Origin of the sequence: Actibacterium ureilyticum (assembly GCF_002285435.1) — a bacterium.
Lineage (GTDB): Bacteria > Pseudomonadota > Alphaproteobacteria > Rhodobacterales > Rhodobacteraceae > Actibacterium_C > Actibacterium_C ureilyticum.
In genome coordinates, this window is sequence record NZ_NSBT01000039.1 from 49,227 (window position 1) to 72,371 (window position 23,145).

The window sequence follows — 23,145 nt, forward strand, 5'->3', positions numbered from 1 at the left end:
TCTGGCGAAAACTCTAACCGGCGTTCAGGGCGAAAGTAAGGGGGCCTCAGCCCAGCTGCGCCAGCGCCGGGAACATCTCGAGCAGCCAATAGGAAAACGCGGTGAAGCCGCCGGTCAGCATCATCAGCCCGATGGTCCACAAAAGCAGGCCCATGATGCGTTCGATCCGTTCCATATGGCGTTTCATCCAGGCCATCAGGCCGCTCAGCCGCGGGAAGAACGCCGCCACCAGCAGGAACGGAATGCCCAGCCCCGCGGCATAGACCGCCAGCAGGACGGTGCCGCGGGTCAAGCTGGCCTCGGACGCGGCCATGGACAGGATCGCACCCAGTTGCGGGCCGATGCAGGGTGTCCAGCCAAAGGCAAAGGCCAGCCCCAGCACATAAGCGCCAAAGGCCGAGCCGCCCCGGTCGCCCGCGTCGAACCGTGCCTCGCGGTCCAGAAACCCGATGCGATAGACGCCGACGAAATGCGCGCCGAAGATCATCACCACCGCGCCCGCGCCCTTGATGAACCAATCCTGGTTTTGCAGGAAGAACGCCCCAAAGGCCGAGGCCGTGAAGCCCAGCAGCAGGAACACGGTGGACAGCCCCAGAACGAAGAACAGCGCCGCCAGCATCACGCCACGGCGCGCCTGGGTGTTTTCGGACATCTCGTTCATCGAAATCCCGCCCATATAGGCCAGATAGGGCGGCACGATGGGCAGAACGCAGGGCGACAGAAAGCTGATCAGCCCGGCGATCAACGCCACGGTCATGGCCGGGATCATCCCGGCGTCGATCAGCTCGATTCCAAACATGCGGTCTCCTTGCCTGACCCCAGATATCCTGTCCGGTGGGCGCCGTCACCTGCCGCGCGCTCACATTGCCGTGGAAAATTGTCACAACCCCGCCAATGACAAGGGCCGGGGAATACCCCCGGCCCTGTTATCGGTGTGTGTTGCCTGTCGGATCAGCGGCCCAGCGACCACCAGCCACGACGCTTGGGCTTGTCATCGTCGGCCTCGTCGCTCGTGACCAGTTCCGGCTCCGGTTCCGGCGCGGGTTCTGGTTCCGGCGCGGGTTCCGGCTCTGCAGTGGCGACCGGCTCGGGGGCCGGTTCCGGCTCTGCCGCAGCGACAGGCTCAGCCGCCGGTTCGGGCGCGGGCGTTTCCGCGGCCACCGGTTCCTCGGGCGCGGGTTCGGGCGTTACATCCGCCGCGGCCTCCTCGGGCTTTTTCTTGCGGCTGACACGCTTGCGCGGCGTCTTCTTGGGGGCCGGTTCGGCCTCGGGCGCGTCTTCGGTCGCCGCCTCGGCGGGCTCCGCAGGTTCCGCGCTGTCGGCAGTTTCGGCTTCTGCCTCTGCCTCGGGCTTGTCGGCGGTCTTCTTGCTGCGGGTGCGCTTGCGCGGTGCCTTCTTCTTCGGCGCCTCGGCGGATTCCTCGGCAGCGGGGGCCTCGGCCGCGTCGGCGGCGGGCGCTTCGACGGCATCGGTCGCGGCATCCGCCCCGTCGGTGGCGGGGCTGTCGTCGCCCTCGGCCTGTGCGGCATCGGCGTTTTCAGCGGCCTCGGCAGTGTTGCCCTCTGCCCCGTTGCCATCGGCACCGTTGCTGCTTTTCTTGCGGCGGCGGCGGCGGCGGCGCTTCTTGGGCGCGGGTGCATCGCCGGTCTCGCCGGTATCGGGCGCTTCGGCCTCGACCTCGACCTCCTCGGGCATGTCCAGATCCGAGGTATCGATGGAAATCACCGGCGCCGAGGGCGCGGGCACATGCCGGGTCGCGGTCTTGAACCGTTCGATGCTGAAATCGGGGCTGATCAGGTGACCGTCAGCCTCCAGCCGGATCGCCACGCCATAGCGCGCCTCGATCTGGGCGATATGTTCGCGCTTCTGATTGATCAGGTAGTTGACGATGCCCACGGGCGCCTTGACCAGCAATTCCTTGCTGCGGCCGCGCACGCATTCCTCTTCCAGCTGGCGCAGGACCGACAGGGCCAGGTTGTCATCCGACCGGATCAGGCCGGTGCCGTGACAGGCCGGGCACGGCTGCGTCGTCGCCTCGATCATGCCGGGGCGCAGGCGCTGGCGGCTCATCTCCAGCAGGCCAAAGCCCGAGATGCGGCCCACCTGAATGCGGGCGCGGTCGGTCTTCAACCGGTCCTTCAGGCGCTTTTCGACGGCGGCGTTGTTCTTCCGCTCTTCCATGTCGATGAAGTCGATCACGATCAGACCGGCCAGGTCGCGCAGACGCAGCTGGCGGGCGACCTCTTCGGCGGCCTCCAGGTTGGTCTTCAGCGCCGTTTCCTCGATCGAGCCTTCCTTGGTGGCCCGGCCAGAGTTCACGTCGATCGCCACCAGCGCCTCGGTCACGCCGATCACGATATAGCCGCCCGATTTCAGCTGAACCGTCGGGTTGAACATCGACGACAGATAGCTTTCGACCTGATAGCGCGCGAAAAGCGGCATCGGGTCGATATACTGTTTCACGTTCTTGGCGTGGGACGGGATGATCATTTTCATGAAATCCTTGGCCACGCGATAGCCGGCCTCGCCCTCGACCAGCACCTCGTCGATCTCGCGGTTATAAAGGTCGCGGATCGTGCGCTTGATCAGGTTGCCCTCTTCATAGATGGGCGCGGGCGCGATGGATTTCAGGGTCAGTTCGCGGATCTGTTCCCACAGCCGCATCAGGTATTCATAGTCGCGCTTGACCTCGGCCTTGGTGCGCTTGGCACCGGCCGTGCGGATGATCAGACCGGCGCCTTCGGGCACCTCGATCTCGGACGCGATTTCCTTCAGCTTCTTGCGGTCGGTGGCGTTGGTGATCTTGCGGCTGATCCCGCCGCCACGGGCGGTGTTGGGCATCAGCACGCAATAGCGCCCGGCCAGCGACAGATAGGTGGTGAGCGCCGCACCCTTGTTGCCGCGCTCTTCCTTGACGACCTGCACCAGCAGGATCTGGCGGACCTTGATGACCTCCTGGATCTTGTAGCGGCGCGCGCGGGGTTTGCGCGGGCGGATCTCTTCGGTCACGTCCTCGTCGGCGACATCCTCGATGGCGTCGTCGCGGGCCGCCGCGTCGGGCAGATCGCCCGCGGCTTCGGTGGTGTCGTCATCCTCGGACGCATCGTCGTCATCGGCCTTGTCGGCTGCCTGATCGGCGGTGTCGCGGGCGGTGTCCTCGCCGGTCTCGGGAGCCTTGGCCTCGGTCGCTTTGTCCTCGGTCGCCGGGGCCTCCTGGGGGGTGTCATCGCTGACCGCGTCGACCAGATCGCTGTCGGTCTTGTCCTCGTCCAGATCCACGACATCCATGCCGGGGATCGGATCGGTCACCTCGCGGGTTTCGACCGCATCCTTGGACTTGGCCGATGCCGCCTTGCTGCGCGACCGGCGCGAGCGCGACCGCTTGGGCTTGGGGCTGTCGTTTTCATCCTCGGCCGCGGCGCGGGCCAGTTCGCGTTCCTCGGCCAGCAGCGCCTCGCGGTCGGCCACAGGGATCTGATAGTAATCGGGATGGATTTCCGAGAACGCCAGGAACCCATGCCGATTGCCGCCGTAATCCACGAACGCGGCCTGAAGCGAGGGTTCGACCCGCGTTACCTTTGCCAGATAGATGTTGCCGGCGAGTTGCCGTTTGTTGACGCTTTCGAAGTCGAATTCGTCAACCTTGTTTCCGTCCACCACGACAACGCGGGTCTCTTCCGCGTGGGTGGCGTCGATGAGCATTTTCTTAGCCATATTGTCTCTTTGCACCGCGGCAAACCCCTGTGCCCGGTCGGGCGCAGGGGCTGCGGGTGGTGTCTTGTTCGGGCGATTGCGCAAGTCATGGGGCGCCCGGCAAAGGCATTCAGCCTGCCGTTTTCGTGCCTGTCCATGCTCACGCGTTCCATCGCGGTTTGTCTCCAATGCCCGTCGGGCATTTGTTTATGTCCCACCTGTAGGGGCGGAAATTCAGCGGCCCGGAGGCCATTCTCTGCAGCTTCTTTACACGTGACCCGCAAGCGGCCCACCGGTGCCAAGGCGCAGTAAAACTTTAAAAAAGGCGCGGTCGGTGTGAAACCGATATGCCTTCGAACAACCTTAGCGGCAGAAGCCGGGGGAATACAATGGCCTTTTTCGACCCGACGGTCAGAGATAGTCGGATCGGCTGAGGCCGTATTTCGCCATTTTCTCGTTCAGGGTGCGTCTTGGCAGGCAAAGTTCGTCCATCACATTGACGATCGAGCCCTTGTGGCGGCGCATCGTGTTGTCGATCAGCATCCGCTCGAACGCCTCGACATATTCCTTCAGCGGCTTGCCCTCGGTGGTCATCACCGGCTGGGTTTCCTCGTTATCGGCCATCAGCAGGCTGGCGATGGTGCCAGAGCCGCGCCGGTTCTGCAGCACCGCGCGTTCGGCCACGTTGATCAGCTGGCGCACATTGCCCGGCCAGGGGGCCTGCAACAGTTGGGCGGCTTCCTGCGCGCTGACCTCGGGGGCGTCGCAGCCGTATTCCTCGGCGAACTGGTCCGACAGGCGGGTGAACAGCGTCAGGATATCCTCGCCCCGCTGGCGCAGCGGCGGCAGGGTGATCCGCATCGCGGCCAGGCGATAGAACAGGTCCGGGCGCAGCACGTCCTCGCAGGTCTTGTCCTGTTCCTGCAGGTTGCTGACGGCGATGATGCGGGTTTCCGCCGGGCTGCCCTGTTCGTTGATCACGGTCAGAAGCCGCGCCTGCAACGTTTGCGGCAGCGCCTCGATATCCTCAAGACACAGCGTCCCGCCGCGGGCCTCTTCGATCAGCGGCAGGGTCGTACCATCGCTGATCGGACCGAACAGCTTGGCGGCCAGCGTATCCTCGTCATGGGCGGCACAGGACAGTTGCACGAATTTCTTGCCCGCCCGCGGCCCCACCGCGTGCAGCGCATGTGCCACCAGCGTCTTGCCGGTCCCGGTCTCGCCGTCGATCAGCACATGGCCGTCCGCCTGGCCCAGATCCAGGATATCCTCGCGCAGCCGCTCCATCACGGGGCTGGAGCCGATGAGCTTCTTCATCAGCACGGTGCCATCGGACAGCTCGCGCCGCAGCGCCCGGTTGTCCAGTTGCAGCCGGCGGGTCTGGCTGGCGCGTTTGGCCAGTTCGGTCATCCGGTCGGGGTTGAACGGCTTTTCCAGAAAATCATAGGCGCCCAGCTGCATCGCCTCGACCGCCATCGGCACGTCGCCATGGCCGGTGATCATGATGACCGGCAGCGTGCTGTCCAGGCTCATCAACTTCTTCAGGAACGCCATGCCGTCCATGCCCGGCATCTTGATATCGCTGACGACGATGCCCGGAAATTCCGGCCCGATCACCTTCAGCGCGTCCTGCGCCGAGGCATAGGTTTCGGTGTCGAACCCGCTGAGCGCCAGCCACTGGCTGATCGATTGGCGCATGTCCTGTTCATCGTCGACGATGGCGATTTTCATAGACCGTGACATCGGCCCCTACCCTTTCTTCACACGGCTTATTCAGCCGCTTCGATTTCTTCACCCAATATGGGAAGCTGAATTTCGAATACAGCCCCGCCCGACCGGCCGTTACGCGCAGTCAGACGTCCGCCCAGATCGCTGACGATCCCCGACGAAATGGCCAGCCCCAGCCCGACACCGTCGCCGGGCTGCTTGGTGGTGTAGAACGGCTCGAACAGGTCATCGAGGTTGTCGATGCCGTGGCCGTTGTCGCGCACGGTAAAGGTCGCCGTTTCGCCGGCCGACAGGATCAGGTCGATCTGTGCGTCCTCGGTCAGCTTGGTGGCGTCCAGCGCGTTGCGCAGAAGGTTGATGATCACCTGTTCCAGCCGCACCTTGTCGGCCATCACCATCACCGGCTCGCGCGGCAGGGTGCGGGTGATGTCGATCTTGCGCGATTTCAGCTGCGGCTCCATCATCGACAGCGCCGACGAGATCGAGGCCTTGAAATCCAGCGGCTCGAACGCCTCGCCGCCCTTGCGGGCATAGCTTTTCAGCTGCCGCGTGATGGCGCCCATGCGTTCGATCAGGTCGTCGATCCGCTGGAAGGACGACAGCGCCTCGTCCGAGCGTTTGCGCTGCAACAGCAGCCGCGCACCGGCCAGATAGGTCTTCATCGCCGCCAACGGCTGGTTCAGCTCGTGGCTGACCGCGGCCGACATTTCGCCCAGGGCCGCCAGTTTCGAGCTTTGCGCCAGGCTCTGCTCGGCCACTTCCAGGTTCTTCTCGGCCCGCTCGCGTTCCGCGATCTCGCGCTGGAGCCGGGCGTTCAGCTGGCGCAGCTCGGCCGATTCCCGCTGGAAGAAGGCCGACCGCGACTGCGCCCGCCGCGACAGCATGTAGAAGGTCAGCGCCAGCAGGATCGCAAAGGCCATGATTTCCAGCGCCAGAACGCCGTTCACCCGCTCGCGCACCGAGTTGTAGTTGGTGAAGGAAATCAGCTTCCAGCCCTGGAACGGGATCCGCGCCTCGTTCCGCATGACGGCCTGACCGGCGATATAGGCGTCGGGCGACGTGGTCCAATCCGAGGTCGCCGAAATCGCCCGGGTGATCGCGTTCGGCTCGGGCCGGGTGGCCAGCGCCTGGCTCAGGGTGCGGCCGCGCCAGGTGGGCTCGGTCGACAGGATGATCGTGCCTTCGCTGTTGGTGACGGTCACCGCGTCGGCGATATTGGCCCAGCTGCGTTCCAGCTTGGCCATGTCGACCTTGACCACGATCACGCCGATCCCCTGCCGGTCGCTGGTCAGCCGCCGGGAATAGGTGAATTCGTACCCGCCATTCTCGTGCGCGCTGGTCAGGAACACGGTGTCATTGGCGCGCTGCGCCTCGACGAAGTAGGCCAGGTTGCGCTGGTTGGCGCCGATCAGGTTGCGATCGGTCGCCGCCACGACCCGCCCGCTTTGATCCAGCAGCGTCAGCGACGCGGCGCCGATCTCGTCCAGATAGGAAATCAGCCGCTGCGTGGTGACGGTGAAATCGCCGGAGTTCAACGCCCCGATCAGGGTCGGGTCCTGCGACAGCAACAGCGGCACGACCGACGCGCGCTGCAGCTCGCTCAGCACGTTGCCGGTATACAGCGCCAGCCGCACCTCGGCGCGGTTGCGCGTCACCTCGGTGAAGCGCTGCGTCAACAGGTTGTTGGTGATCCAGACCAGCGCCACCGCGATAAAGATCAGCGCGATGACAAGCGTCCGGACACGCCACCCCAGGCTGGATTTCTTGACCGGCGCAGCGCCGGTTTTGTCAGTCTCCATCCGCTGACAATATTCCGAGCCCCCTAAGGGCTCAAGCGCCGCCCGTCACGCAATCGCCATCGCATCCAGCAATGAGCGGAAAACCACCGCCCCATCGGTGTTGCCATGGGCGGTTTCCAGCGCACGTTCGGGATGCGGCATCAGCCCCAGAACCCGGCGGTTTTCCGACAGGATCCCGGCGATGTCGTCCCGCGATCCGTTGGGATTGTCGACATAGCGGAAGGCGACGCGATCCTCGGCATTCAGCCGCGCGATCATGTCGTCATCGGCGAAATAATTGCCGTCGTGATGTGCCACGGGATAGGTCACGACCTGTCCCTTGCCATAGCCCGAGGTGAAGCCGCTATCGGTGGTTTCCACCGTCAGCGCAACGGGTTTGCAGACGAATTTCAGGTTCGCATTGCGCATCAGTGCGCCCGGCAGCAGCCCGGTTTCGGTCAGCACCTGAAACCCGTTGCAGACCCCCAGCACATAGCCGCCCCGTTTCGCGAAATCGACGATGGCGCGGGCAATCGGGGATTGCGCGGCAATCGCGCCGCAACGCAGGTAATCGCCGAACGAGAACCCCCCCGGCACCGCCACGATGTCCAGCCCGTCGGGCAGATCGTGATCCTTGTGCCAGACGGTTTCGACCTGGCCGTTGCCGGCCACCTGTTTCAGCGCCACCGCCATGTCGCGGTCGCAGTTCGATCCGGGAAACTGGATGACCGCCGCACGCATCAGGCGATCTCCACGTCGTAGCGTTCGATCACGGTGTTGGCGAGCAGCTTCTCGCACATCTCCTTGACCGCTTCCTCGCTGGTGCCCTCGGCCAGGTCCAGCTCGATCACCTTGCCCTGGCGGACCCCTTCGACGCCGCCAAAGCCCAGCGTGCCAAGCGCGTGGCGCACGGCCTCGCCCTGGGGATCCAGAACGCCGTCTTTCAGCATGACATAAACGCGGGCTTTCATCGGTCGGGTCCCTTTCAGTTGATCAGCGTGGGCTTGGTGGCGTGGGTGACGTTGCTGGGCATCACGCCCAGACGGCGGGCGACCTCGGTATAGGCGTCGGTCAGATTGCCCAGATCGCGGCGGAACACGTCCTTGTCCAGTTTCTGGCCGGTCTTGATGTCCCACAGGCGGCAGCTGTCGGGGCTGATCTCGTCAGCCACCACAAGGCGCATGAAATCGCCTTCCCAGATGCGGCCGATCTCGATCTTGAAATCCACCAGCTTGATGCCGACGCCATACATCACACCGGACATATAGTCGTTCACACGCAGCGCCAGCGCCACGATGTCGTCCAGATCCTGCTGGCTGGCCCAGCCAAAGGCGATGATGTATTCCTCGGGCACCAGCGGGTCGCCCAGGGCATCGTCCTTGTAGCTGAATTCGATGATCGGACGCGGCAGCGGCGTTCCCTCTTCCAGGCCCAGGCGCTTGGCCATCGACCCGGCGGCAAAGTTCCGCACGATCACTTCCAGCGGAATGATCTCGACCGATTTGATCAGCTGTTCGCGCATGTTGATGCGCTTGATGAAATGGGTGGGCACACCGATCTGGTTCAGCCCGTTCATGAAGAATTCGCTCAGGCGGTTGTTCAACACGCCCTTCCCTTCGATCGTCGCCTTTTTCTCGGCGTTGAACGCGGTTGCGTCATCCTTGAAATACTGGACCAGCGTTCCGGGTTCGGGGCCTTCGTACAGGATCTTGGCCTTGCCCTCATAGAGCTTCTTGCGGCGCGCCATGGGCTCTCCAAATTGGGAATCGGCCGGGAATCAGCTGCCCCAGCCTCGTGCGCCGGTACTTAGGCCATGCGGGCCAAAGGGGCAAGCTGCGCGGCATTTGCGTACCGCACAGCCATCGGGTCTGCCCAATTACGCGCCGCCCGATCCCGGGCCGCGCCCGGTTCGGGACGCGCGCAAAAGCTGTTTCAGGTGATCGGGGCGCGGCTGGATCCGGTTGTCATGGCCTTCGGGGGCCGGCCGGCTCTGGCGTTCGCCGAAAAGCGCCATCTCGTCCAGGCGGCAGCTTTTGTCCAGCAGCACCCAGGTGTCGGTCTGCGCGCGCGGACCTTCGGGCAGGAAACGCATCCGCGCCCGGGCCGGTTCGTCCTCGACCCCGAAGGTGTTGCCGTCGCCGAAGCTGTTGCCGCTGACCACCTGCAGCCACACCGCCCCCATCGCCAGCCCCGCGACATCGCCCGCCGGGATGCGGGCCTGCGGCACCAGGATCTCGCGGCCGTTGAACGCCGCCATCCCGATCGTGTTGCACGTCACCGGCGGCGGGCCGTCATCATCGGCGCCATAGCGGGTCAGCGGAAAGCTGATCCAGTGTTCGATGGGAAAATCGTCCGCCAGCGCCTTGTCCGCCGCCGCGACCCATTGGGACGGGGCCACGATACCGTCGCTGTTGGACAGATAAACCGCCGTGCAGATGGGCAGCTTGGCGAAAAGCGCCGCGAAACAGGTCATGCGCCGGGCGGCCCGGAACCGGTCCACCAGGTCGGGACCCGCCGAGCCCGCGCTGATCGACAGGTAGCTGCGATGGTCTGCCACCGCCTGTTGCGCGCCGGGAAACAGCAGGCTCTTGTCATAGTCGAAAGCCACCGAACAGCGCCCTGCCCCGGCAATCAGGCTGAGCCGCACCCCGTCGCCCCAGACCAGGCTGGTGCCCGCATTGGTGTCGAACGGGCCCGACGGCCCGGGAAAGGCCGGGTCGGGCCAGTCGAGCGTGGGGAAATCCTCGCGCAGGGCCGCCAGGATCTCGGCCACGTCGGCTTGCAGCGGCTCGTTCAGCAGCACATAGCAGGTGAAATCCTCGTTCACCCGCCGGTCGCTGTACCGTTCGGCCGCCGCCATGTCAGACGCCCGCGTGGCGCTGCATCATCACGACCACATCGAAGATCTTCTGGAACACCTCGGGCGGCACGTCCAGACGCTGTGCGGTGCCGATGATGGCGGTCTTCTCGCCCTCGTCAAGAACGCCGTCGGCCAGGGTCACGCGAATGGCAAAGCACAGCGCCGTTTCGCGCAGCTTCGGCGACAGCGCCTGTGCGCTTGCGTCGATGGCCGCGGCGGCGCCCTTGGTCTTCAGCTCATCCAGGGCCTCGTGGATCGCCTTCTTGGTCTGATCGGCCCCGATGGCCAGAAAGATCGGGCTGAACGCGCACATGTTCTGGATCTGGATCAGTTCGGCGTCATCCACCGACCCGTCGGCCACCATGGCCAGAACCGCCGGCGTGATCACCGCCTTGGCGGTCGCGTAAGCTTCGGAACCCTGCGCGCCACCGCCGCTGCGTAACTTCGAAAAAAGACCCATCTCAACACTCCTTTGGGAAAACCGTGCGGGCACGCTGACCCCGAACCGCGTCGAAACTGTGTCACGGTGGCGAAATGACTGTGGCAATCCCCGAAACAGTCCCGACGGCAGGGTGGCCAAATCTCTCCTTGCAGCACAGGGCGCGGACGGGCATATCAGTGAAGAACGCGAAAAGTGACCCGACGAGGACGACATGACCACTTTCGACGAACGCGAAAACGCATTCGAGAACAAGTTTGCCCATGACGAAGAGATGAAGTTCAAGGCCCAGGCCCGCGCCAACAAGCTGCTTGGCCTGTGGGCGGCCGGCCTGATGGGCAAGACCGGTGACGACGCGGCCGCCTATGCCGCCGAAGTCATCAAATCGGATTTCGAGGAAGCCGGCCACGAGGACGTCTTCCGCAAGGTGTCGGCCGATCTGGGCGAGCTGGCCGATGAAACCACCATCCGCACCAAGATGGTCGAGCTTCTGGCCGAGGCCAAGCAACAGCTGGTAAACGAGGTCTGAACAGACCCCCACCCTGATGCCGAATGCGCGCGCCCTGCGGGGCGCGCTTTTTCATGTGTGGCGCGGGGGGCGGCGGCGCCTAGGGTCAGGACCCTAGCAGATCCGCGGCAACTGCTCACCCACCAGCATGTCGACGATGCGGGCGCCGCCGAACAGCGTGCGCATGCTGACCCGTCCCGCGGGCCCTTCGATCACCTGTCCGATCACCGTGGCGGCCTGTCCTTCGGGGCGCGCGCGCATCGCCGCCAGCGCGGCGTCGGCCTGATCTGCGGGCACGAACAGCGCCAGCGTTCCCTCGTTGGCCAGGTAAAGCGGGTCCAGGCCCAGGATCTCGCACGTGCCCTTGACCTCGGGGCGCAGCGGCAGCGCGGTCTCGTCGATCTCGATCCCCACACCGGCGGCCTCGGCGACCTCGTTCAGGACCGATGCCACCCCGCCGCGTGTCGCGTCGCGCGACGCGCGCATGCCCGGGGCGGCGGCCAGCACGGCCTCCATCAGGTGGCCCAGCCCGGCGCAATCGGAGCGGATCGGCGCCGACAGCGCCATATCGCCCCGCGCCGCCAGGATCGCCGCGCCGTGATCGCCCAGCATCCCGTTGACCAGCACCAGATCGCCCGGGCGCACGCGGTCGGCGGCCAGATGCCGGTCGGGCGGGATGACGCCCACGCCCGACGTGGTCACGAACAGCGTATCGGCCATCCCGCGCCCGACCACCTTGGTGTCGCCGGTCACGATGCGCACGCCCGCCTTGTCGGCCTCGGCCCGCATCGAGGCGACGACCCGGCGCAGAAGCGCGATCTCGGTCCCCTCTTCGATGATGAAGGCCGCCGACAGCCACAACGGCCGCGCCCCGCCCACGGCCAGGTCATTGACCGTGCCGCAGACCGCGATCTTGCCGATATCGCCGCCGGGAAACTCCACCGGATCGACGACGAACCCGTCGGTGGTAAAGGCCAGCCTTGCGCCCGGCACCTGAAGCGCCGCGTCCATCAGCCGGGCCTGATCCTCGGTCCCGTCGGGTTCGAACACGGCGGTGAAAACGCTGTCGATCAGTTCGCGCATCGCCTTGCCGCCGCCGCCATGGGACAGGGTCACGCGGGTGTCGCGCATGGGCGGTGTCATCGCATTCATCGCCGCCCCCTATTCCGCCGCCGTGGCCGCGCGCGCGCCGCCATATTGGTAATAGGCCGCACAGGCCCCCTCGGAGCTGACCATCAGCGCCCCCAGCGGCATTTCCGGCGTGCAGCCGGTGCCGAAATTCGGACACTCCACCGGTTTCATCCGGCCCGTCATCACCGCGCCACAGGCACAGCCCTCGGGCTCGGCCACCGCGCGCGGCCCCGCGCCATAGCCGATGCCGAATTTCTCTTCGGCGTCAAACGCGGCGTATCGGCCCCGGATCCGAAGCCCGCTGGCGTCGATCTCGCCCAGACCGCGCCATTCGAAACTGGGCCGTTCCTCGTAGACATCGGCAATCGCGGCCAGCGAGACCGGGTTGCCATGTTCGGGCACCACGCGGGCATATTGGTTTTCGATCTCGGCCCGGCCATCGCGGATCTGTTCCAGCACCATCAGGACCGATTGCAACAGATCCAGCGGCTCGAACCCCGCCACAACCAGCGGCTTGCCATAGGTTTCGGCAATGAAATCATAAGGGTGCACGCCGATCACCATCGACACATGCCCCGGCCCCACGAACCCGTCCAGCGTCATGTGCGGATCGTCCAGCAGCGCCCGGATCGGCGGCGGCACGGTGATGTGGTTGCAAAAGACGCTGAAATTCTCCAGCCCCTCGGCGGCGGCCTGCTGGATCGACAGCGCGGTCGAGGGCGTGGTCGTTTCGAACCCCAGCCCGAAGAACACCACCTGTCGGTCAGGGTTGCGGCGGGCGATTTCCAGCGCGTCCAGCGGCGAATAGACCATGCGGATATCCGCCCCGTCGGCCTTGGCCTGCAACAGCGACTTGCGCGTGCCGGGCACCCGCATCGCATCGCCGAAAGTGGTAAAGATCACGCCCGGCTGTTCGGCCAGTTCGACGCATTCATCCACCCGGCTCATCGGCAGCACGCAGACCGGACAGCCCGGCCCGTGGATGAATTCGATCCCCGGCGGCGTCAGCTTGTCCAGCCCATAGCGAAAGATCGCATGGGTGTGCCCGCCGCAGATCTCCATGATCGACACTGGCCGTTCCGCCGTGGCGCCGATCTGGTCGACCACGACCGCGATCCGGTCCAGCAGGGCGCGCGCCGCCTTGGGGTCGCGGAATTCGTCAGCGTATTTCATGACCGTCCCTCCAATGCCGCGTCGCCCGCCGCCATCGCCTCGAGCGTTTCCTGCGCCTCGCCCAGACCGCGCAGGGCTTCCAGCGTCTTGGCGGCCTCGTCCTCGTCGATCTCGCTCATGGCGAAGCCCACATGGATCAGCGCCCATTTGCCGATCAGCCCGGCCAGCGGCCCCTGGGCGATGCAGGCCACGTTGACCTCGCGCCGCACGCCCGACACCTCGGCCATGGCCATCATGCGCGGCGCATCGGTGATCTCGACAATCTGTCCGGGGATTCCCAGGCACATGTTCAGTCCTCCTCCTCGCGGTCCGACACGGCGGTCTTGCCGGGTTCGGATATCCCATAGCGTTCGATCTTGGCCCGCAGGCCCACCCGGCTGAGGCCCAGCTCTGCCGCCGCCCGGCTCTTGTTCCATTTCAGCCGGGTCAGGGTCTCGCGCAGGATGCGCATCTCGATCTGTTCGACCCGCTCTTTCAGCGTCCCCTCGGACACCAGCACGCTGTCGACCGACCGGTCGGCCTCGGCCGTGTCGGGGCTGGCCTGCAGGATATGGCGGCTGATCAGCTCCGGTCCCAGAACGCTGTCCTGCGAAAAGATCAGCATCCGCACCATCTCGTTTTCCAGCTCGCGCAGGTTGCCCGGCCAGTCATAGCGTTCGATGAACCGCAGCGCGTCGTCCGACAGCCCATGTACCGGCTTGCCGTGCCGGTCGGCGGCCGCAAACAGCAGATGCTGCGACAGGATCGACAGATCCTCGACCCTGGCACGCAGCGGCGGCACCGAAAGCGTTGTCTGGCCAAGCGCATAGAACAGATCGGCGCGGAACCGCCCCTCGGCCACCGCCGTGCCCAGCGGGCGATCCGTGCCGCCCAGCAGGCGCACGTCGCTGCGCTCCATCTCGGGGCTGCCCAGCGGGCGAAACGTGCCCGCCGTGGCGAAACGCGCCAGCCGCCGCTGCATGTCCTGCGACAGCTCCGACACCCCGCGCAGGTACAGCGTGCCGCCATCGGCCTTGCGCAACAGACCGGTTTTCTGTGTCTGCCGCCCGGGCATCGCTCCGCGCCGTGCGCCGAAAAGCTCGACTTCGAGGATATCGTCATCGACCCCGGCGCAATTCACTTCGAAGAACGGCCGGTCGGACCGCAACGAGCTGTAATGGATCGCCCGTGCCAGCGCCGCCTTGTCGGTGCCCGGCTCGCCGGTGATCAGGACCGGCACATCGAAGCTGGCGAATTGCCGGGCCTGGGCGATCACGCCATTCATCGGCGAATTCGGCGCCCGCAGCACGTTTTCGAATCCCAACCCCTCGCGCAGGGCTTTACGTTGTTCCTCAACTTTGCTTTCCAAGCTGCGGGAAAGAAAGCGCATTTCCAGCGCCATGCGGTCATGTTCGCGGGTCAAACGGAACAGATCGGCGGCGTTCTTGGCGCTCATCACCAGATGGTCGGGATGCCAGGGCTTGGTCAGGAACTGATAGATCCCGGCATCGTTGATCGCGGCAATGATGTCATTGGTTTCGGTATAGCCGGTGATGATGATCCGCACGATATCGGGCCAGCGCTCGCGCACCTCGGTCAGAAAGGCGACCCCCGATTTCCCCGGCATCCGCTGGTCGCAGAAGATGACCTGCACGAACTGTTCTTCCAGCAGGCGCATCGCCTCGTCGGCGCTGGCGGCGGTCAGACAATCGAAATCATCCTCCAGCGCCATGCGCATCGACGCCAGCGAGTGGTGTTCGTCATCGACCAGCAGGATCGTGGGCAGGGCCGTGCTCATGGTCTATTCCGCCGCCGCCACGGCCCGCTTTCGTTGAAGAGATCCGCGCAACCAGTTGATCCAATTGTCAAAACCCGCTCCCGTCCGGGCCGAAACACGGATCACCTCGATCCCCGGATTGACCCGCCGCAGGTTCTGTTCATACAGGTCCAGATCCACATCGCAATGCGGCGCCAGATCGACCTTGTTCAGCAGCGCCAGCCGCGATGCGGTGAACATGTCGGGGTATTTCAGCGGCTTGTCCTCGCCCTCGGTCACGCTCAGGATCGCGACCTTGCAATCCTCGCCCAGGTCGAACCCCGCCGGACAGACCAGATTGCCCACGTTTTCGATGAACAGCATCGCGCCCGGTTGCAGGTCCAGATGCTCCATCGCGTGGCCGACCATGTGCCCGTCCAGATGACAGCCCTTGCCGGTGTTGACCTGGATCGCCTGCGCCCCGGTGGCGCGGATACGGTCGGCATCGTTGGCGGTCTGCTGGTCGCCCTCGATCACCGCCAGCGGCTGGTCCCCCAGCGCGGCGATGGTCTTGCACAGCAGCGTCGTCTTGCCCGAGCCGGGGGACGACACCAGGTTCACCGCAAACGCCCCCAGCCCCGCCAGAACCGCCCGGTTCGCGGCGGCGTAGCGGTCGTTCTTGGCCAGGATGTCGGTCTCGATCTCGATCAGGCGGTCCTGGGTCATGCCCGGCACCGCGACCCCTGCCGCGCCCTGCCCGAAATGCAGGTCATGACCGTGGCCGTGGTGATGGTGGTGGTGGGCGTGATCGTGGTCGTGATCATGCCCCTGGCCCTCGATACTGGCCGTTCCGCATCCGCATACAGTGCACATCAGATCACCTCCAGATCCTTGATTCTCATTTCATCCCCGGCCACCGGCATCAGCTTGCCGCCGCCGCAATCGGGACAGGGCGCCAGCCGGTCGGCGATCTCGACCTCGTGCGCGCAGTCATAGCACATGGCCCGCCCCGGCAGATCGATCATCTCCAGCGCGGCGCCCTCGGCGACCGAGCCGCGCATCACCACGTCAAAGGCGAATTCCAGCGCCGGTTTCTCGACCCCCGAAAACCGGCCGATTTCCAGGCGCACCCGGCGCACCGCCTTGATCTTGTGGGTGCGGGCCTGATCCTCGATCACCTGGCGAATGCCCTCGCACAGCGACATTTCATGCATCCCCCGGCCCTCCGCTGACCGTCACCGGGCTGCAGGGATCCAGGATGTCCAGCAGCAGCGGCAATCGAGCATGCGCGTCGACGGGCAGGCTGTCCAGACTTTGCCGCAGGATACCCCCCGGCGCCAGCAGGTGATCGGTCGGGGTCCGGCGGTCGAACGCCGTGACGTGGCCATCCACCGCTTGCGCCGACACGGTGTAAAGCCCGCGCGCGGCGGGCACGGCGGCCCAGCCCGCGCCCAGCTGTGGCGCTGGCAGATCGCCGACCAGCGCCGCCCGCAGATCCAGCGCCCGGCCCACCAGCCGCCAGAGCGGCCCGCGCCCGCGTGTCTGGGCCAGATGGCGCATCACCGGATGCCCGGCATGCCGCGCGGCGACCGAATTCTCGCACGCCCGCAGGGCGCCATCGGGCCGCGCGCCCACCGGCGGCAGCGCATCTGCCACCGCGACGCCGGGGGCAAACAGCCGGTCGACCGCCGCCAGAACCGGCGCGATGCCCGTTCCCGTGGTCAGAAAGCGCTGAAACCCGTCGGGATCGTCCGGAAAGCCGGCCACGCCAAAGACCTGCGCCAGATCGCCCTGCGCGACCGGCAGTGGCGCCAGCCCCAGCCGCGCGGGCAAACGCAGCCCCAGCAGCAACGCATGATCGCGCGCGATCTCTTGCGCCAGATCCCCCGTCCAGCCCGGCGGCAGGTCCAGACCAAAGGCCAGCCGCGCCGCGCCCTCCTGCGCCATGCGGCACAGGTTGAAGACCCGCGGCAGCAGCGCCACGACCTCGGAAACCGGACGGCCCAGCACCATCTGCCGGATCGGCAGCACCGGCCCCGGCACGATGCCAAGCGCGATATCGGCCCGGTCCAGCACGCCCTAGCCCGCGTCGCCGGTGATACCGGCGGTCAGCACCTGGCGGCGCGTCGGCTCGGCGGGCAGCGCGGCATCGGCCTCGGCGCCCTCGGCTTCGGCCTGTGCGGCCAGTTCGGCCTCGCGCGCGGCGCGGATATCGGCCGCGCGGTCGGTTTCGGCGCGGTGTTCCTCCAGGAACAGCGCCTGCATCACCGCATTGGCTACATCCACCGCCTGTTGCTGCGATTTGAAATCGTTCATCGGCGAGAACAGCGAACAGGCCTTGTAGCCGCCCGTCATCTCGCGCGTGTTGTGGATGAATTCGTAATCGCCCGATGGAAAGGCGATGACCTCTTTTTCCCCGGCGGTCAGGCCGGACCAGTCCTCATCCTCTGCCGGAAGCTGGATCAGGTTCATGAACCAGGGCGAGATCAGAACCCCCAGCGGGCGCCCGTCATGCACGCCCCAGCCCGCCGCCTGCACCTGCAAAAGCTTGTTGACGATGGGCACATCGCGCATCTTGGCGTGCCAGACCTCGGTGAAATCGGCGACCAGCGCCTTGGTCTTCTCGTTTAGCAGCGCGGCGGCGCGCATCGCGTCCGAGCCGGGATCCTCGGACACCAGGAACTGTTCCTTGGGCGCGCTGCAATTGGGGCAGCTCCAGTCGTCGGGCAGCGCCAGAAAGGGCGTGCCGGGCAGCACCTGGCGGGTATCGTCGCCCTCGGCCGGGTCATAGGGCGTCCAGCAGATCTTGCATTCCATGATCGCCTGCGCGCTGATCTTGTCGGTGGCGCCCAGGAACGAGCCTTCGAACCCGCTCATCGGATCGCCTCCAGCACCTCAAGGATACGCGCGCCGCTGTCGCCCAGATCCTCGGGCGCGGCGATGGCGACCTCGGGCATGCCGGTGACCTCGAACGTGTCCAGGATCAGCGTGTCCATCGAGTTGAAGAACTGCACCCGCCAGACATGGGCCTGTCCGGTGGCGGTGACCCGGCAATTGCCATAGCCGCGCGACAGGATGTCGACCGACCCCGTGCCCAGGGCGGCGTCGAGCCAGTCCAGATCCTGTTCGGTATGCGGCAACAGCGTCAGGTTGATGACATGCACCGCGTCACCCGCGCGATAGCCCGCCGATTTGTCCAGAAGCTCGCCCAGCAGCGGCGGGGCGTTGACCACGCCGGGTTGTTTCGGCGTCAGCCCGCCGGTCGCCGGCCGGCGCGAGACAAAGGCGCGCGCGCGGGCCATGTCTGGCACCGGGCCGACCTCGATCACATCGGTATCGGCCCCGCGCAGGCACCAGACCCCGGCGAACACGCTTTCCTGTGCGGCGATGGCGGGGATGCCATGCGCCCGGATCGCGACCTCGCCCTCGCCCATGGTCTCGGCGATCAGCGCGCGGTTCGCGGGATCGAGCGTCGACAGGTCGAACCGTGCATTCGCCCCGCCGGTCGCGGCCGCCTGTGCTGCAGCGGCGATCTCCTGCAACAGGCGCAGCGCCGGGGCCAGCGCCTCGTCCGGCGCGACATCGGGGATATGGGCCGAATAGGTGCGCATGTCCTGCGGCATCGGCATGTATTCCAGCTGCTGGCCATCCTCGTCCGCGGGTTGCGAGCCGGGGCCGTAGCCGGTCGGGGGCAGGTGAAAATTGTTGACCATCTGTCTGTCCTATTCCGCGGCGACGGGCTGGGCCAGGATCTGGGCGATCCGGGCCATGTAGTCGTCCCAGTCCCGCACCTTGGGGATGCCGCCGATCAGGGTGCCGTCGCGATAGAAGATCAGGCTGGGGGTTTTCAGAACGCCGGTCTGTTCGCGCAGCGCGGCCTCGACCGCGTCGCCCACGACGGCGCAATCGAACCGGCCCTGAAACGCCATGCGCAATTCGGGCAGGATCACCGCCACATCGGCGCTTTCCAGGTTGCGCCGGGGGTCGCCGGGCACGAACAGCACCTGAACGCCCGCGCGCGCGGTGAATTCCGCCAGCGCCGCCGCGTCGGCCAGGTGCGGCCAGCCCAGTTCGGACGTCAGCCGGTCGATAAGTGGATGGGTCATGCGCCTGTTCCTTTCCTCATGCCACCGGTTTTCCCTGATCCAGCGCCGCGCGCAGATGCGGCGGCAACCGGGGTTCGCCCTGTTCCAGATCGGCAAAGGCATCGCCCAGCCCCTCGCCCCGCATCAGCGCCCGCAGCCCGTCCAGCGCGCTGGCGATCTTTTGCGCCTCGTCGGGGTCCAGAACCTCGCGCGCGGCCCCCAGAAAGGTCAGCACCCAGGTGCCGGGCGCCAGCGGGCCGGTCAGCGACAGGTCGATCAGCGCCTCGGTCCGGCCATCGGTCGCCCGCGCGGCGATCCCGTCGACACCCAGGATCTGCATCGGTATGCCCAGGCACATCCGCTCAGTCCGCCGCCGGAAAGAACCGCGCGTCGCCGGTGCGACAGGCGGCATCCGCATCGGGGCGGCCGGATTCATAGGCATCGCGCAGGATCGCGGCATCGGCCAGCAGGGACTGATCGCCCTGCCCCCGGCGCGCATGCACCCCCAGATCCGCCAGCTTGCCAAGGGCGACCCGGATCGCCGGGTCGATCTGGGCGGCGACCACATCGCGCAGCCCGCCGCCGTAATCTTCCAGCTCTTGCGGCTGGCAGCCGATCAACAGAAGGGTTTCGGGGCAATAGCCCATCAGCCGGGCGGTGGCGATCACGTCCTGAAAGCCGGTCTGGTGCAGGCTCATCTTCTTGGCGCCCAGGAACTGCGGCACCGCGTCGTTTTCGACGATCTTCAGCGTGCCGGGCGCCAGCCCGTAATCGACCGCGTCGAACACCACCAGGATGTCGGCCTCTTCCAGGAACGGCAGCAGATAAAGCCCCTGCGTCCCGCCATCCAGAAGGCGCACATTGTCGTCGAAGGCATGGGCCCCGGCCAGGCGCTCGACACAGCGCACGCCGAACCCCTCATCCGCCCACAGGACATTTCCAATGCCCAGAATCAGCACGTTCGCTGGCATTTCCGGCCCTCCCAAACCCAAAAAAGCTGGCTGCTTGCTTTCCGATTTTCCGTTGCATCGAACGTAGGCCGCGCATTTCGCGCTGACCATCCCTTTCGTGAATACCATGGGATACCGCCCAGAACGTTGTTTTTCCTGATATTTGGCAGGGTTCTGGCCCAAAACGGCGCCAATGGCATGTAAGGTGATCAGCCAGTTTTGCGGAAATTCGGAAGATTATCAGACAGCAAAAGGGCGGGACATTGCCCCGCCCGTTCGATTCGTCCGGTTCGCGGACCCTAGTCCGGGCGGTCGTCCTTGAACGTCCGGTGCCCGGAAATCATCGTCGACACGATCGACTGGCGGCTCATGATATCCTCGCGGATGGCCACATAGATATGCACGATCATGAAGACCACGATCCACCACATGCCCAGATGATGGAAGGTGTGGACGTAATGCGGATTGTCGCCAAAGACGCCGAAGACCCAGCCGAACATCTTGAACAGCAGGCTGTCATGGCCCAGCCCCTCGGAATAAAGCGCAAGCCCGGTGACGATCATGAAACTGACGCCCAGGGTGATGAAAAAGAACATCGCCAGTTGCGCCAGCGGGTTGTGGCCCACGTATTTCTTGGGCTCGCGCGCCAAGAACAGATACCACTTGATCTCGTGCCAGACCTCGTCCCAAAAGGCACCGCTCCAGAACTTGATATAGAACAGCTGCCGGGCGTGGTGGTTGCCGAAGATCGCCCAATAGATGCGCCCCAGAAACCCGATGGTCAGGATCCAGCCCGCCGCGAAATGGGCGAAGCGGATATAGCCGAAGACGAATTGATGCGTGGCCTCGGCGATCTGCATCGAGGGCGGCGGCGACCCGATCAGATAGCCGCTGCCGCACAGCACCAGGATCGCCGCCGCGTTGACCCAGTGCCACAGCCGCACCGGCACCTCGTAGACGTAAACCGATGTCTGACGCGCGGCATTGGCCAGATCGTCGTGATCGGCATGGGTGCGCGCAAGGGGGGGTGTGTCCGTCATGACAGCGCCCCCCCTCAGGCCTCTTGCCGGCGGGCCCGGCGTGCGCGCAGCAGGCGCCGCACCCCCAGCCCCGCGGCCAGCACCGCCAGCCCCAGCACCACAAGGTGATCGGGCTGGCGCAGCCAATGGCCGGCCCCTTCGGTCACGGCGGCCTCATGCCCGCCATGGGCCAGCGCAGCGCCGGCCCCCAACAGATATGCGATTGTCGCGTGTTTCATCCGGTCTCTCCTCCTCAGCGCACCTTTACGGTCGTCAGCTCGTCGCCATCGGGCGACATGACATGGGTCGAACAGGCCAGGCAGGGGTCGAAGCTGTGCAGGGTGCGCAGGATCTCGACCGGCTCGTCGGGCCGTTCCATGGGCGTGTTCATCAGGCTGGCCTCGAACGCGCCGATATTGCCCGCCGTATCGCGGGGCGAGCCGTTCCAGGTGGTCGGCACGACGCATTGATAGTTTTCGATCCGGCCATCCTTGATCTTGATCCAGTGCCCCAGCGCCCCGCGCGGGGCCTCGGTCGCGCCGACGCCCTTGGCCTCTTTCGGCCAGGTGCTGGGATCCCATTTCTCGATATTGGCGGTGCTTTCGTCGCCGTTCTTGATGTTCTGCACCAGCTTGTCGAAGAAATGCCGCTGAAGCCGCCCGCAATATTCCGATTCAAGCGCCCGCGCCGCGGTGCGGCCCAGGGTCGAGAACAGCGCCGAAACCGGCAGGTTCATGTCGCGCAGGAACCCGTCGACCTGGTTCTTGATGTCCTCGTGCCCCTTGGCATAGCCCACGACATAACGCGCCAGCGGGCCCACCTCCATCGCGTGACCGCGCCAGCGCGGGGCCTTGATCCAGGAATATTTCCCGGCCTCGTCCAGCTCCTTGATGTCGGTCTTTGTGCCCTTGGCGTTCGGCCCCAGCTCGTAGTTGGGTTCGGTGATGCCGTCCCAGGGATGCAGGCCCCGGCCCGGCTCGCCATAGGTGTACCAGCTGTGATCGACGAATTCCTGCACCTGCTCGGGGTCGCGCTGGTCGACATCGTGCACCTCGTTCAGGTTGCCGTCGATGATCGCCCCGCGCGGCAGATAGAGCTGTTCGGGCGAGAAATCGTTGGGGTTTTCCGGAATGTCGCCATAGGCCAGACAGGCCTTGGATGACAGCCCGCCACCATAAAGCCAGTTCTTGTAGAAGCCGCCGATCGCCTTCACATCGGGCAGATAGACGTTCACGTTGAACTCGTGGCACTTGTCGATGATGGAGCTGACCATGTTCAGCCGTTCCATGTTGATCGCGCCGACCGCACCGGTGGAATGCACGTTGATCGGGCACGGCACGCCCCCCACCAGCCAGTTGGGATGCGGGTTCTTGCCGCCGAAGATCGTGTGGACCTTGACGATCTCTTTCTGCAGGTCCAGCGCCTCCAGGTAGTGGGTCGTGGCCATCAGGTCGGCCTCGGGCGGCAACAGATAGGCCGGATTGTCCCAATAGCCGTTCTTGAACAGGCCCAGTTGCCCGCTTTCGACGAATTTCTTCAGCCGGTTCTGCACATCGCGGAAATAGCCTGGGCTGGACAGCGGATGCGACGGCGACACCGCCTGTTGCAGCTCGCTCGTGGCCTTGGGGTCGGCTTTCAGCGCGTTGATCGGGTTCACCCAGTCCAGCGCGTGCAGATGATAGAAATGCACGACGTGATCGTGGATTTCCAGGTTCAGCTGCATGATATTGCGGATCGAATTGGCGTTGTCGGGGATGGTGATCCCCAGCGCGTCCTCGACCGCGCGGACCGAGGTCAGCGCGTGCGTGCCCGTGCAGACCCCGCAGATCCGTTCGGTAAAGGCCCAGGCGTCGCGCGGATCGCGGCCCTTCAGGATCACCTCCAGCCCGCGCCACATGGTGCCGGTGGAGACCGCGTTGCGGATGACGCCCTGGTCGTCCACGTTCACCTCGCAGCGCATATGCCCTTCGATGCGGGTGACCGGATCGACCACGATGCGGCGCCCGGTATTGTCGAGGTCGAACCCGTTCGGTGTCGTAACCATCT

At 65.6% G+C, this 23,145-nt stretch carries 25 protein-coding genes; 1 reads left to right on the plus strand and 24 read right to left on the minus strand.

Features of this window, described 5'->3' with window-relative positions; translation table 11 throughout:
- Positions 1–46: 46 nt before the first annotated feature.
- From CLM60_RS19765 to CLM60_RS19805, 9 genes are all read right to left on the minus strand, one after another.
- Positions 47–799, minus strand: a complete 753-nt coding sequence (locus CLM60_RS19765) for a cytochrome c biogenesis CcdA family protein (RefSeq protein ID WP_095590883.1) — start codon at positions 797–799, stop codon at positions 47–49.
- A 152-nt stretch (positions 800–951) separates the two neighbouring features.
- Complete coding sequence (locus CLM60_RS19770; protein ID WP_095590884.1) at positions 952–3,714, minus strand: Rne/Rng family ribonuclease; 2,763 nt, start codon at positions 3,712–3,714, stop codon at positions 952–954.
- 390 nt (positions 3,715–4,104) lie between these two features.
- Positions 4,105–5,436 carry a sigma-54-dependent transcriptional regulator gene (locus tag CLM60_RS19775; RefSeq protein WP_095590885.1) on the minus strand — a complete coding sequence of 444 codons (1,332 nt, stop codon included), beginning with the start codon at positions 5,434–5,436 and terminating at the stop codon, positions 4,105–4,107.
- A 26-nt stretch (positions 5,437–5,462) separates the two neighbouring features.
- Complete coding sequence (locus CLM60_RS19780; RefSeq protein ID WP_095590886.1) at positions 5,463–7,220, minus strand: sensor histidine kinase; 1,758 nt, start codon at positions 7,218–7,220, stop codon at positions 5,463–5,465.
- 45 nt (positions 7,221–7,265) lie between these two features.
- The gene (gene purQ, locus CLM60_RS19785; RefSeq protein WP_095590887.1) at positions 7,266–7,940 is read right to left on the minus strand and encodes a phosphoribosylformylglycinamidine synthase subunit PurQ; all 675 of its coding nucleotides are present in this window, start codon (positions 7,938–7,940) and stop codon (positions 7,266–7,268) included.
- Positions 7,940–8,170 (minus strand): phosphoribosylformylglycinamidine synthase subunit PurS, encoded by a 231-nt coding sequence (purS, locus tag CLM60_RS19790; protein WP_095590888.1) that lies wholly within the window; start codon positions 8,168–8,170, stop codon positions 7,940–7,942. The genes purQ and purS overlap by 1 nt, the downstream gene beginning before the upstream one ends.
- A gap of 14 nt (positions 8,171–8,184) precedes the next feature.
- Positions 8,185–8,946 (minus strand): phosphoribosylaminoimidazolesuccinocarboxamide synthase, encoded by a 762-nt coding sequence (purC, locus tag CLM60_RS19795; protein WP_095590889.1) that lies wholly within the window; start codon positions 8,944–8,946, stop codon positions 8,185–8,187.
- 129 nt (positions 8,947–9,075) lie between these two features.
- Complete coding sequence (locus CLM60_RS19800; protein WP_095590890.1) at positions 9,076–10,059, minus strand: hypothetical protein; 984 nt, start codon at positions 10,057–10,059, stop codon at positions 9,076–9,078.
- Position 10,060: 1 nt separating this feature from the next.
- Positions 10,061–10,519 (minus strand): tellurite resistance TerB family protein, encoded by a 459-nt coding sequence (locus CLM60_RS19805; protein ID WP_176473940.1) that lies wholly within the window; start codon positions 10,517–10,519, stop codon positions 10,061–10,063.
- A 193-nt stretch (positions 10,520–10,712) separates the two neighbouring features.
- On the opposite strand from CLM60_RS19805, the gene CLM60_RS19810 reads away from it, so the two are divergent.
- Complete coding sequence (locus CLM60_RS19810; protein ID WP_095590892.1) at positions 10,713–11,027, plus strand: DUF1476 domain-containing protein; 315 nt, start codon at positions 10,713–10,715, stop codon at positions 11,025–11,027.
- 93 nt (positions 11,028–11,120) lie between these two features.
- On the opposite strand, the gene hypE is transcribed toward CLM60_RS19810, so the two are convergent.
- The 15 genes from hypE to CLM60_RS19885 form a co-directional block, all read right to left on the minus strand.
- Positions 11,121–12,158 (minus strand): hydrogenase expression/formation protein HypE, encoded by a 1,038-nt coding sequence (gene hypE / locus CLM60_RS19815; protein ID WP_095590893.1) that lies wholly within the window; start codon positions 12,156–12,158, stop codon positions 11,121–11,123.
- Between the two features lie 9 nt (positions 12,159–12,167).
- Positions 12,168–13,310 carry a hydrogenase formation protein HypD gene (hypD, locus tag CLM60_RS19820; protein ID WP_095590894.1) on the minus strand — a complete coding sequence of 381 codons (1,143 nt, stop codon included), beginning with the start codon at positions 13,308–13,310 and terminating at the stop codon, positions 12,168–12,170.
- Positions 13,307–13,597: a HypC/HybG/HupF family hydrogenase formation chaperone gene (hypC, locus tag CLM60_RS19825; RefSeq protein WP_095590895.1), complete on the minus strand. Its 291-nt coding sequence runs from the start codon at positions 13,595–13,597 to the stop codon at positions 13,307–13,309. Before hypC ends, hypD begins: the two co-directional genes overlap by 4 nt.
- A gap of 2 nt (positions 13,598–13,599) precedes the next feature.
- Complete coding sequence (locus CLM60_RS19830) at positions 13,600–15,087, minus strand: sigma-54-dependent transcriptional regulator (protein WP_095590896.1); 1,488 nt, start codon at positions 15,085–15,087, stop codon at positions 13,600–13,602.
- A 3-nt stretch (positions 15,088–15,090) separates the two neighbouring features.
- On the minus strand, positions 15,091–15,918 hold the full coding sequence (gene hypB, locus CLM60_RS19835) for a hydrogenase nickel incorporation protein HypB (RefSeq protein WP_095590897.1): 828 nt from the start codon (positions 15,916–15,918) through the stop codon (positions 15,091–15,093).
- Positions 15,918–16,259: a hydrogenase maturation nickel metallochaperone HypA gene (hypA, locus tag CLM60_RS19840; protein WP_095590898.1), complete on the minus strand. Its 342-nt coding sequence runs from the start codon at positions 16,257–16,259 to the stop codon at positions 15,918–15,920. The genes hypB and hypA overlap by 1 nt, the downstream gene beginning before the upstream one ends.
- Positions 16,252–17,121 (minus strand): hydrogenase expression/formation protein HupK, encoded by an 870-nt coding sequence (locus CLM60_RS19845; protein ID WP_095590899.1) that lies wholly within the window; start codon positions 17,119–17,121, stop codon positions 16,252–16,254. Before CLM60_RS19845 ends, hypA begins: the two co-directional genes overlap by 8 nt.
- Positions 17,122–17,124: 3 nt before the next feature.
- Positions 17,125–17,922 (minus strand): [NiFe]-hydrogenase assembly chaperone HybE, encoded by a 798-nt coding sequence (hybE, locus tag CLM60_RS19850; RefSeq protein WP_095590900.1) that lies wholly within the window; start codon positions 17,920–17,922, stop codon positions 17,125–17,127.
- The gene (locus tag CLM60_RS19855; protein ID WP_095590901.1) at positions 17,919–18,758 is read right to left on the minus strand and encodes a hydrogenase expression/formation protein; all 840 of its coding nucleotides are present in this window, start codon (positions 18,756–18,758) and stop codon (positions 17,919–17,921) included. The genes hybE and CLM60_RS19855 overlap by 4 nt, the downstream gene beginning before the upstream one ends.
- A gap of 9 nt (positions 18,759–18,767) precedes the next feature.
- On the minus strand, positions 18,768–19,151 hold the full coding sequence (locus CLM60_RS19860) for a thioredoxin domain-containing protein (protein WP_095590902.1): 384 nt from the start codon (positions 19,149–19,151) through the stop codon (positions 18,768–18,770).
- Between the two features lie 16 nt (positions 19,152–19,167).
- Positions 19,168–19,488, minus strand: a complete 321-nt coding sequence (locus tag CLM60_RS19865; protein WP_095590903.1) for a HypC/HybG/HupF family hydrogenase formation chaperone — start codon at positions 19,486–19,488, stop codon at positions 19,168–19,170.
- Between the two features lie 4 nt (positions 19,489–19,492).
- The gene (locus tag CLM60_RS19870) at positions 19,493–20,101 is read right to left on the minus strand and encodes a HyaD/HybD family hydrogenase maturation endopeptidase (RefSeq protein WP_095590904.1); all 609 of its coding nucleotides are present in this window, start codon (positions 20,099–20,101) and stop codon (positions 19,493–19,495) included.
- Between the two features lie 278 nt (positions 20,102–20,379).
- Complete coding sequence (gene cybH / locus CLM60_RS19875; protein ID WP_095590905.1) at positions 20,380–21,120, minus strand: Ni/Fe-hydrogenase, b-type cytochrome subunit; 741 nt, start codon at positions 21,118–21,120, stop codon at positions 20,380–20,382.
- A 14-nt stretch (positions 21,121–21,134) separates the two neighbouring features.
- Positions 21,135–21,338 (minus strand): hypothetical protein, encoded by a 204-nt coding sequence (locus CLM60_RS19880; protein WP_095590906.1) that lies wholly within the window; start codon positions 21,336–21,338, stop codon positions 21,135–21,137.
- Between the two features lie 14 nt (positions 21,339–21,352).
- Positions 21,353–23,143, minus strand: a complete 1,791-nt coding sequence (locus CLM60_RS19885) for a nickel-dependent hydrogenase large subunit (protein ID WP_095590907.1) — start codon at positions 23,141–23,143, stop codon at positions 21,353–21,355.
- Positions 23,144–23,145 lie beyond the last annotated feature (2 nt).

Coding starts and splice junctions, on each gene's coding strand:
- CLM60_RS19765 (WP_095590883.1), bottom strand. CDS start 799: ATGTTTGGAATCGAGCTGATCGACGCCGGGATGATCCCGGCCATGACC.
- CLM60_RS19770 (WP_095590884.1), bottom strand. CDS start 3,714: ATGGCTAAGAAAATGCTCATCGACGCCACCCACGCGGAAGAGACCCGC.
- CLM60_RS19775 (WP_095590885.1), bottom strand. CDS start 5,436: ATGTCACGGTCTATGAAAATCGCCATCGTCGACGATGAACAGGACATG.
- CLM60_RS19780 (WP_095590886.1), bottom strand. CDS start 7,220: ATGGAGACTGACAAAACCGGCGCTGCGCCGGTCAAGAAATCCAGCCTG.
- purQ (WP_095590887.1), bottom strand. CDS start 7,940: ATGCGTGCGGCGGTCATCCAGTTTCCCGGATCGAACTGCGACCGCGAC.
- purS (WP_095590888.1), bottom strand. CDS start 8,170: ATGAAAGCCCGCGTTTATGTCATGCTGAAAGACGGCGTTCTGGATCCC.
- purC (WP_095590889.1), bottom strand. CDS start 8,946: ATGGCGCGCCGCAAGAAGCTCTATGAGGGCAAGGCCAAGATCCTGTAC.
- CLM60_RS19800 (WP_095590890.1), bottom strand. CDS start 10,059: ATGGCGGCGGCCGAACGGTACAGCGACCGGCGGGTGAACGAGGATTTC.
- CLM60_RS19805 (WP_176473940.1), bottom strand. CDS start 10,519: ATGGGTCTTTTTTCGAAGTTACGCAGCGGCGGTGGCGCGCAGGGTTCC.
- CLM60_RS19810 (WP_095590892.1), top strand. CDS start 10,713: ATGACCACTTTCGACGAACGCGAAAACGCATTCGAGAACAAGTTTGCC.
- hypE (WP_095590893.1), bottom strand. CDS start 12,158: ATGAATGCGATGACACCGCCCATGCGCGACACCCGCGTGACCCTGTCC.
- hypD (WP_095590894.1), bottom strand. CDS start 13,310: ATGAAATACGCTGACGAATTCCGCGACCCCAAGGCGGCGCGCGCCCTG.
- hypC (WP_095590895.1), bottom strand. CDS start 13,597: ATGTGCCTGGGAATCCCCGGACAGATTGTCGAGATCACCGATGCGCCG.
- CLM60_RS19830 (WP_095590896.1), bottom strand. CDS start 15,087: ATGAGCACGGCCCTGCCCACGATCCTGCTGGTCGATGACGAACACCAC.
- hypB (WP_095590897.1), bottom strand. CDS start 15,918: ATGTGCACTGTATGCGGATGCGGAACGGCCAGTATCGAGGGCCAGGGG.
- hypA (WP_095590898.1), bottom strand. CDS start 16,259: ATGCATGAAATGTCGCTGTGCGAGGGCATTCGCCAGGTGATCGAGGAT.
- hybE (WP_095590900.1), bottom strand. CDS start 17,922: ATGAGCGGGTTCGAAGGCTCGTTCCTGGGCGCCACCGACAAGATCAGC.
- CLM60_RS19855 (WP_095590901.1), bottom strand. CDS start 18,758: ATGGTCAACAATTTTCACCTGCCCCCGACCGGCTACGGCCCCGGCTCG.
- CLM60_RS19860 (WP_095590902.1), bottom strand. CDS start 19,151: ATGACCCATCCACTTATCGACCGGCTGACGTCCGAACTGGGCTGGCCG.
- CLM60_RS19865 (WP_095590903.1), bottom strand. CDS start 19,488: ATGTGCCTGGGCATACCGATGCAGATCCTGGGTGTCGACGGGATCGCC.
- CLM60_RS19870 (WP_095590904.1), bottom strand. CDS start 20,101: ATGCCAGCGAACGTGCTGATTCTGGGCATTGGAAATGTCCTGTGGGCG.
- cybH (WP_095590905.1), bottom strand. CDS start 21,120: ATGACGGACACACCCCCCCTTGCGCGCACCCATGCCGATCACGACGAT.
- CLM60_RS19880 (WP_095590906.1), bottom strand. CDS start 21,338: ATGAAACACGCGACAATCGCATATCTGTTGGGGGCCGGCGCTGCGCTG.
- CLM60_RS19885 (WP_095590907.1), bottom strand. CDS start 23,143: ATGGTTACGACACCGAACGGGTTCGACCTCGACAATACCGGGCGCCGC.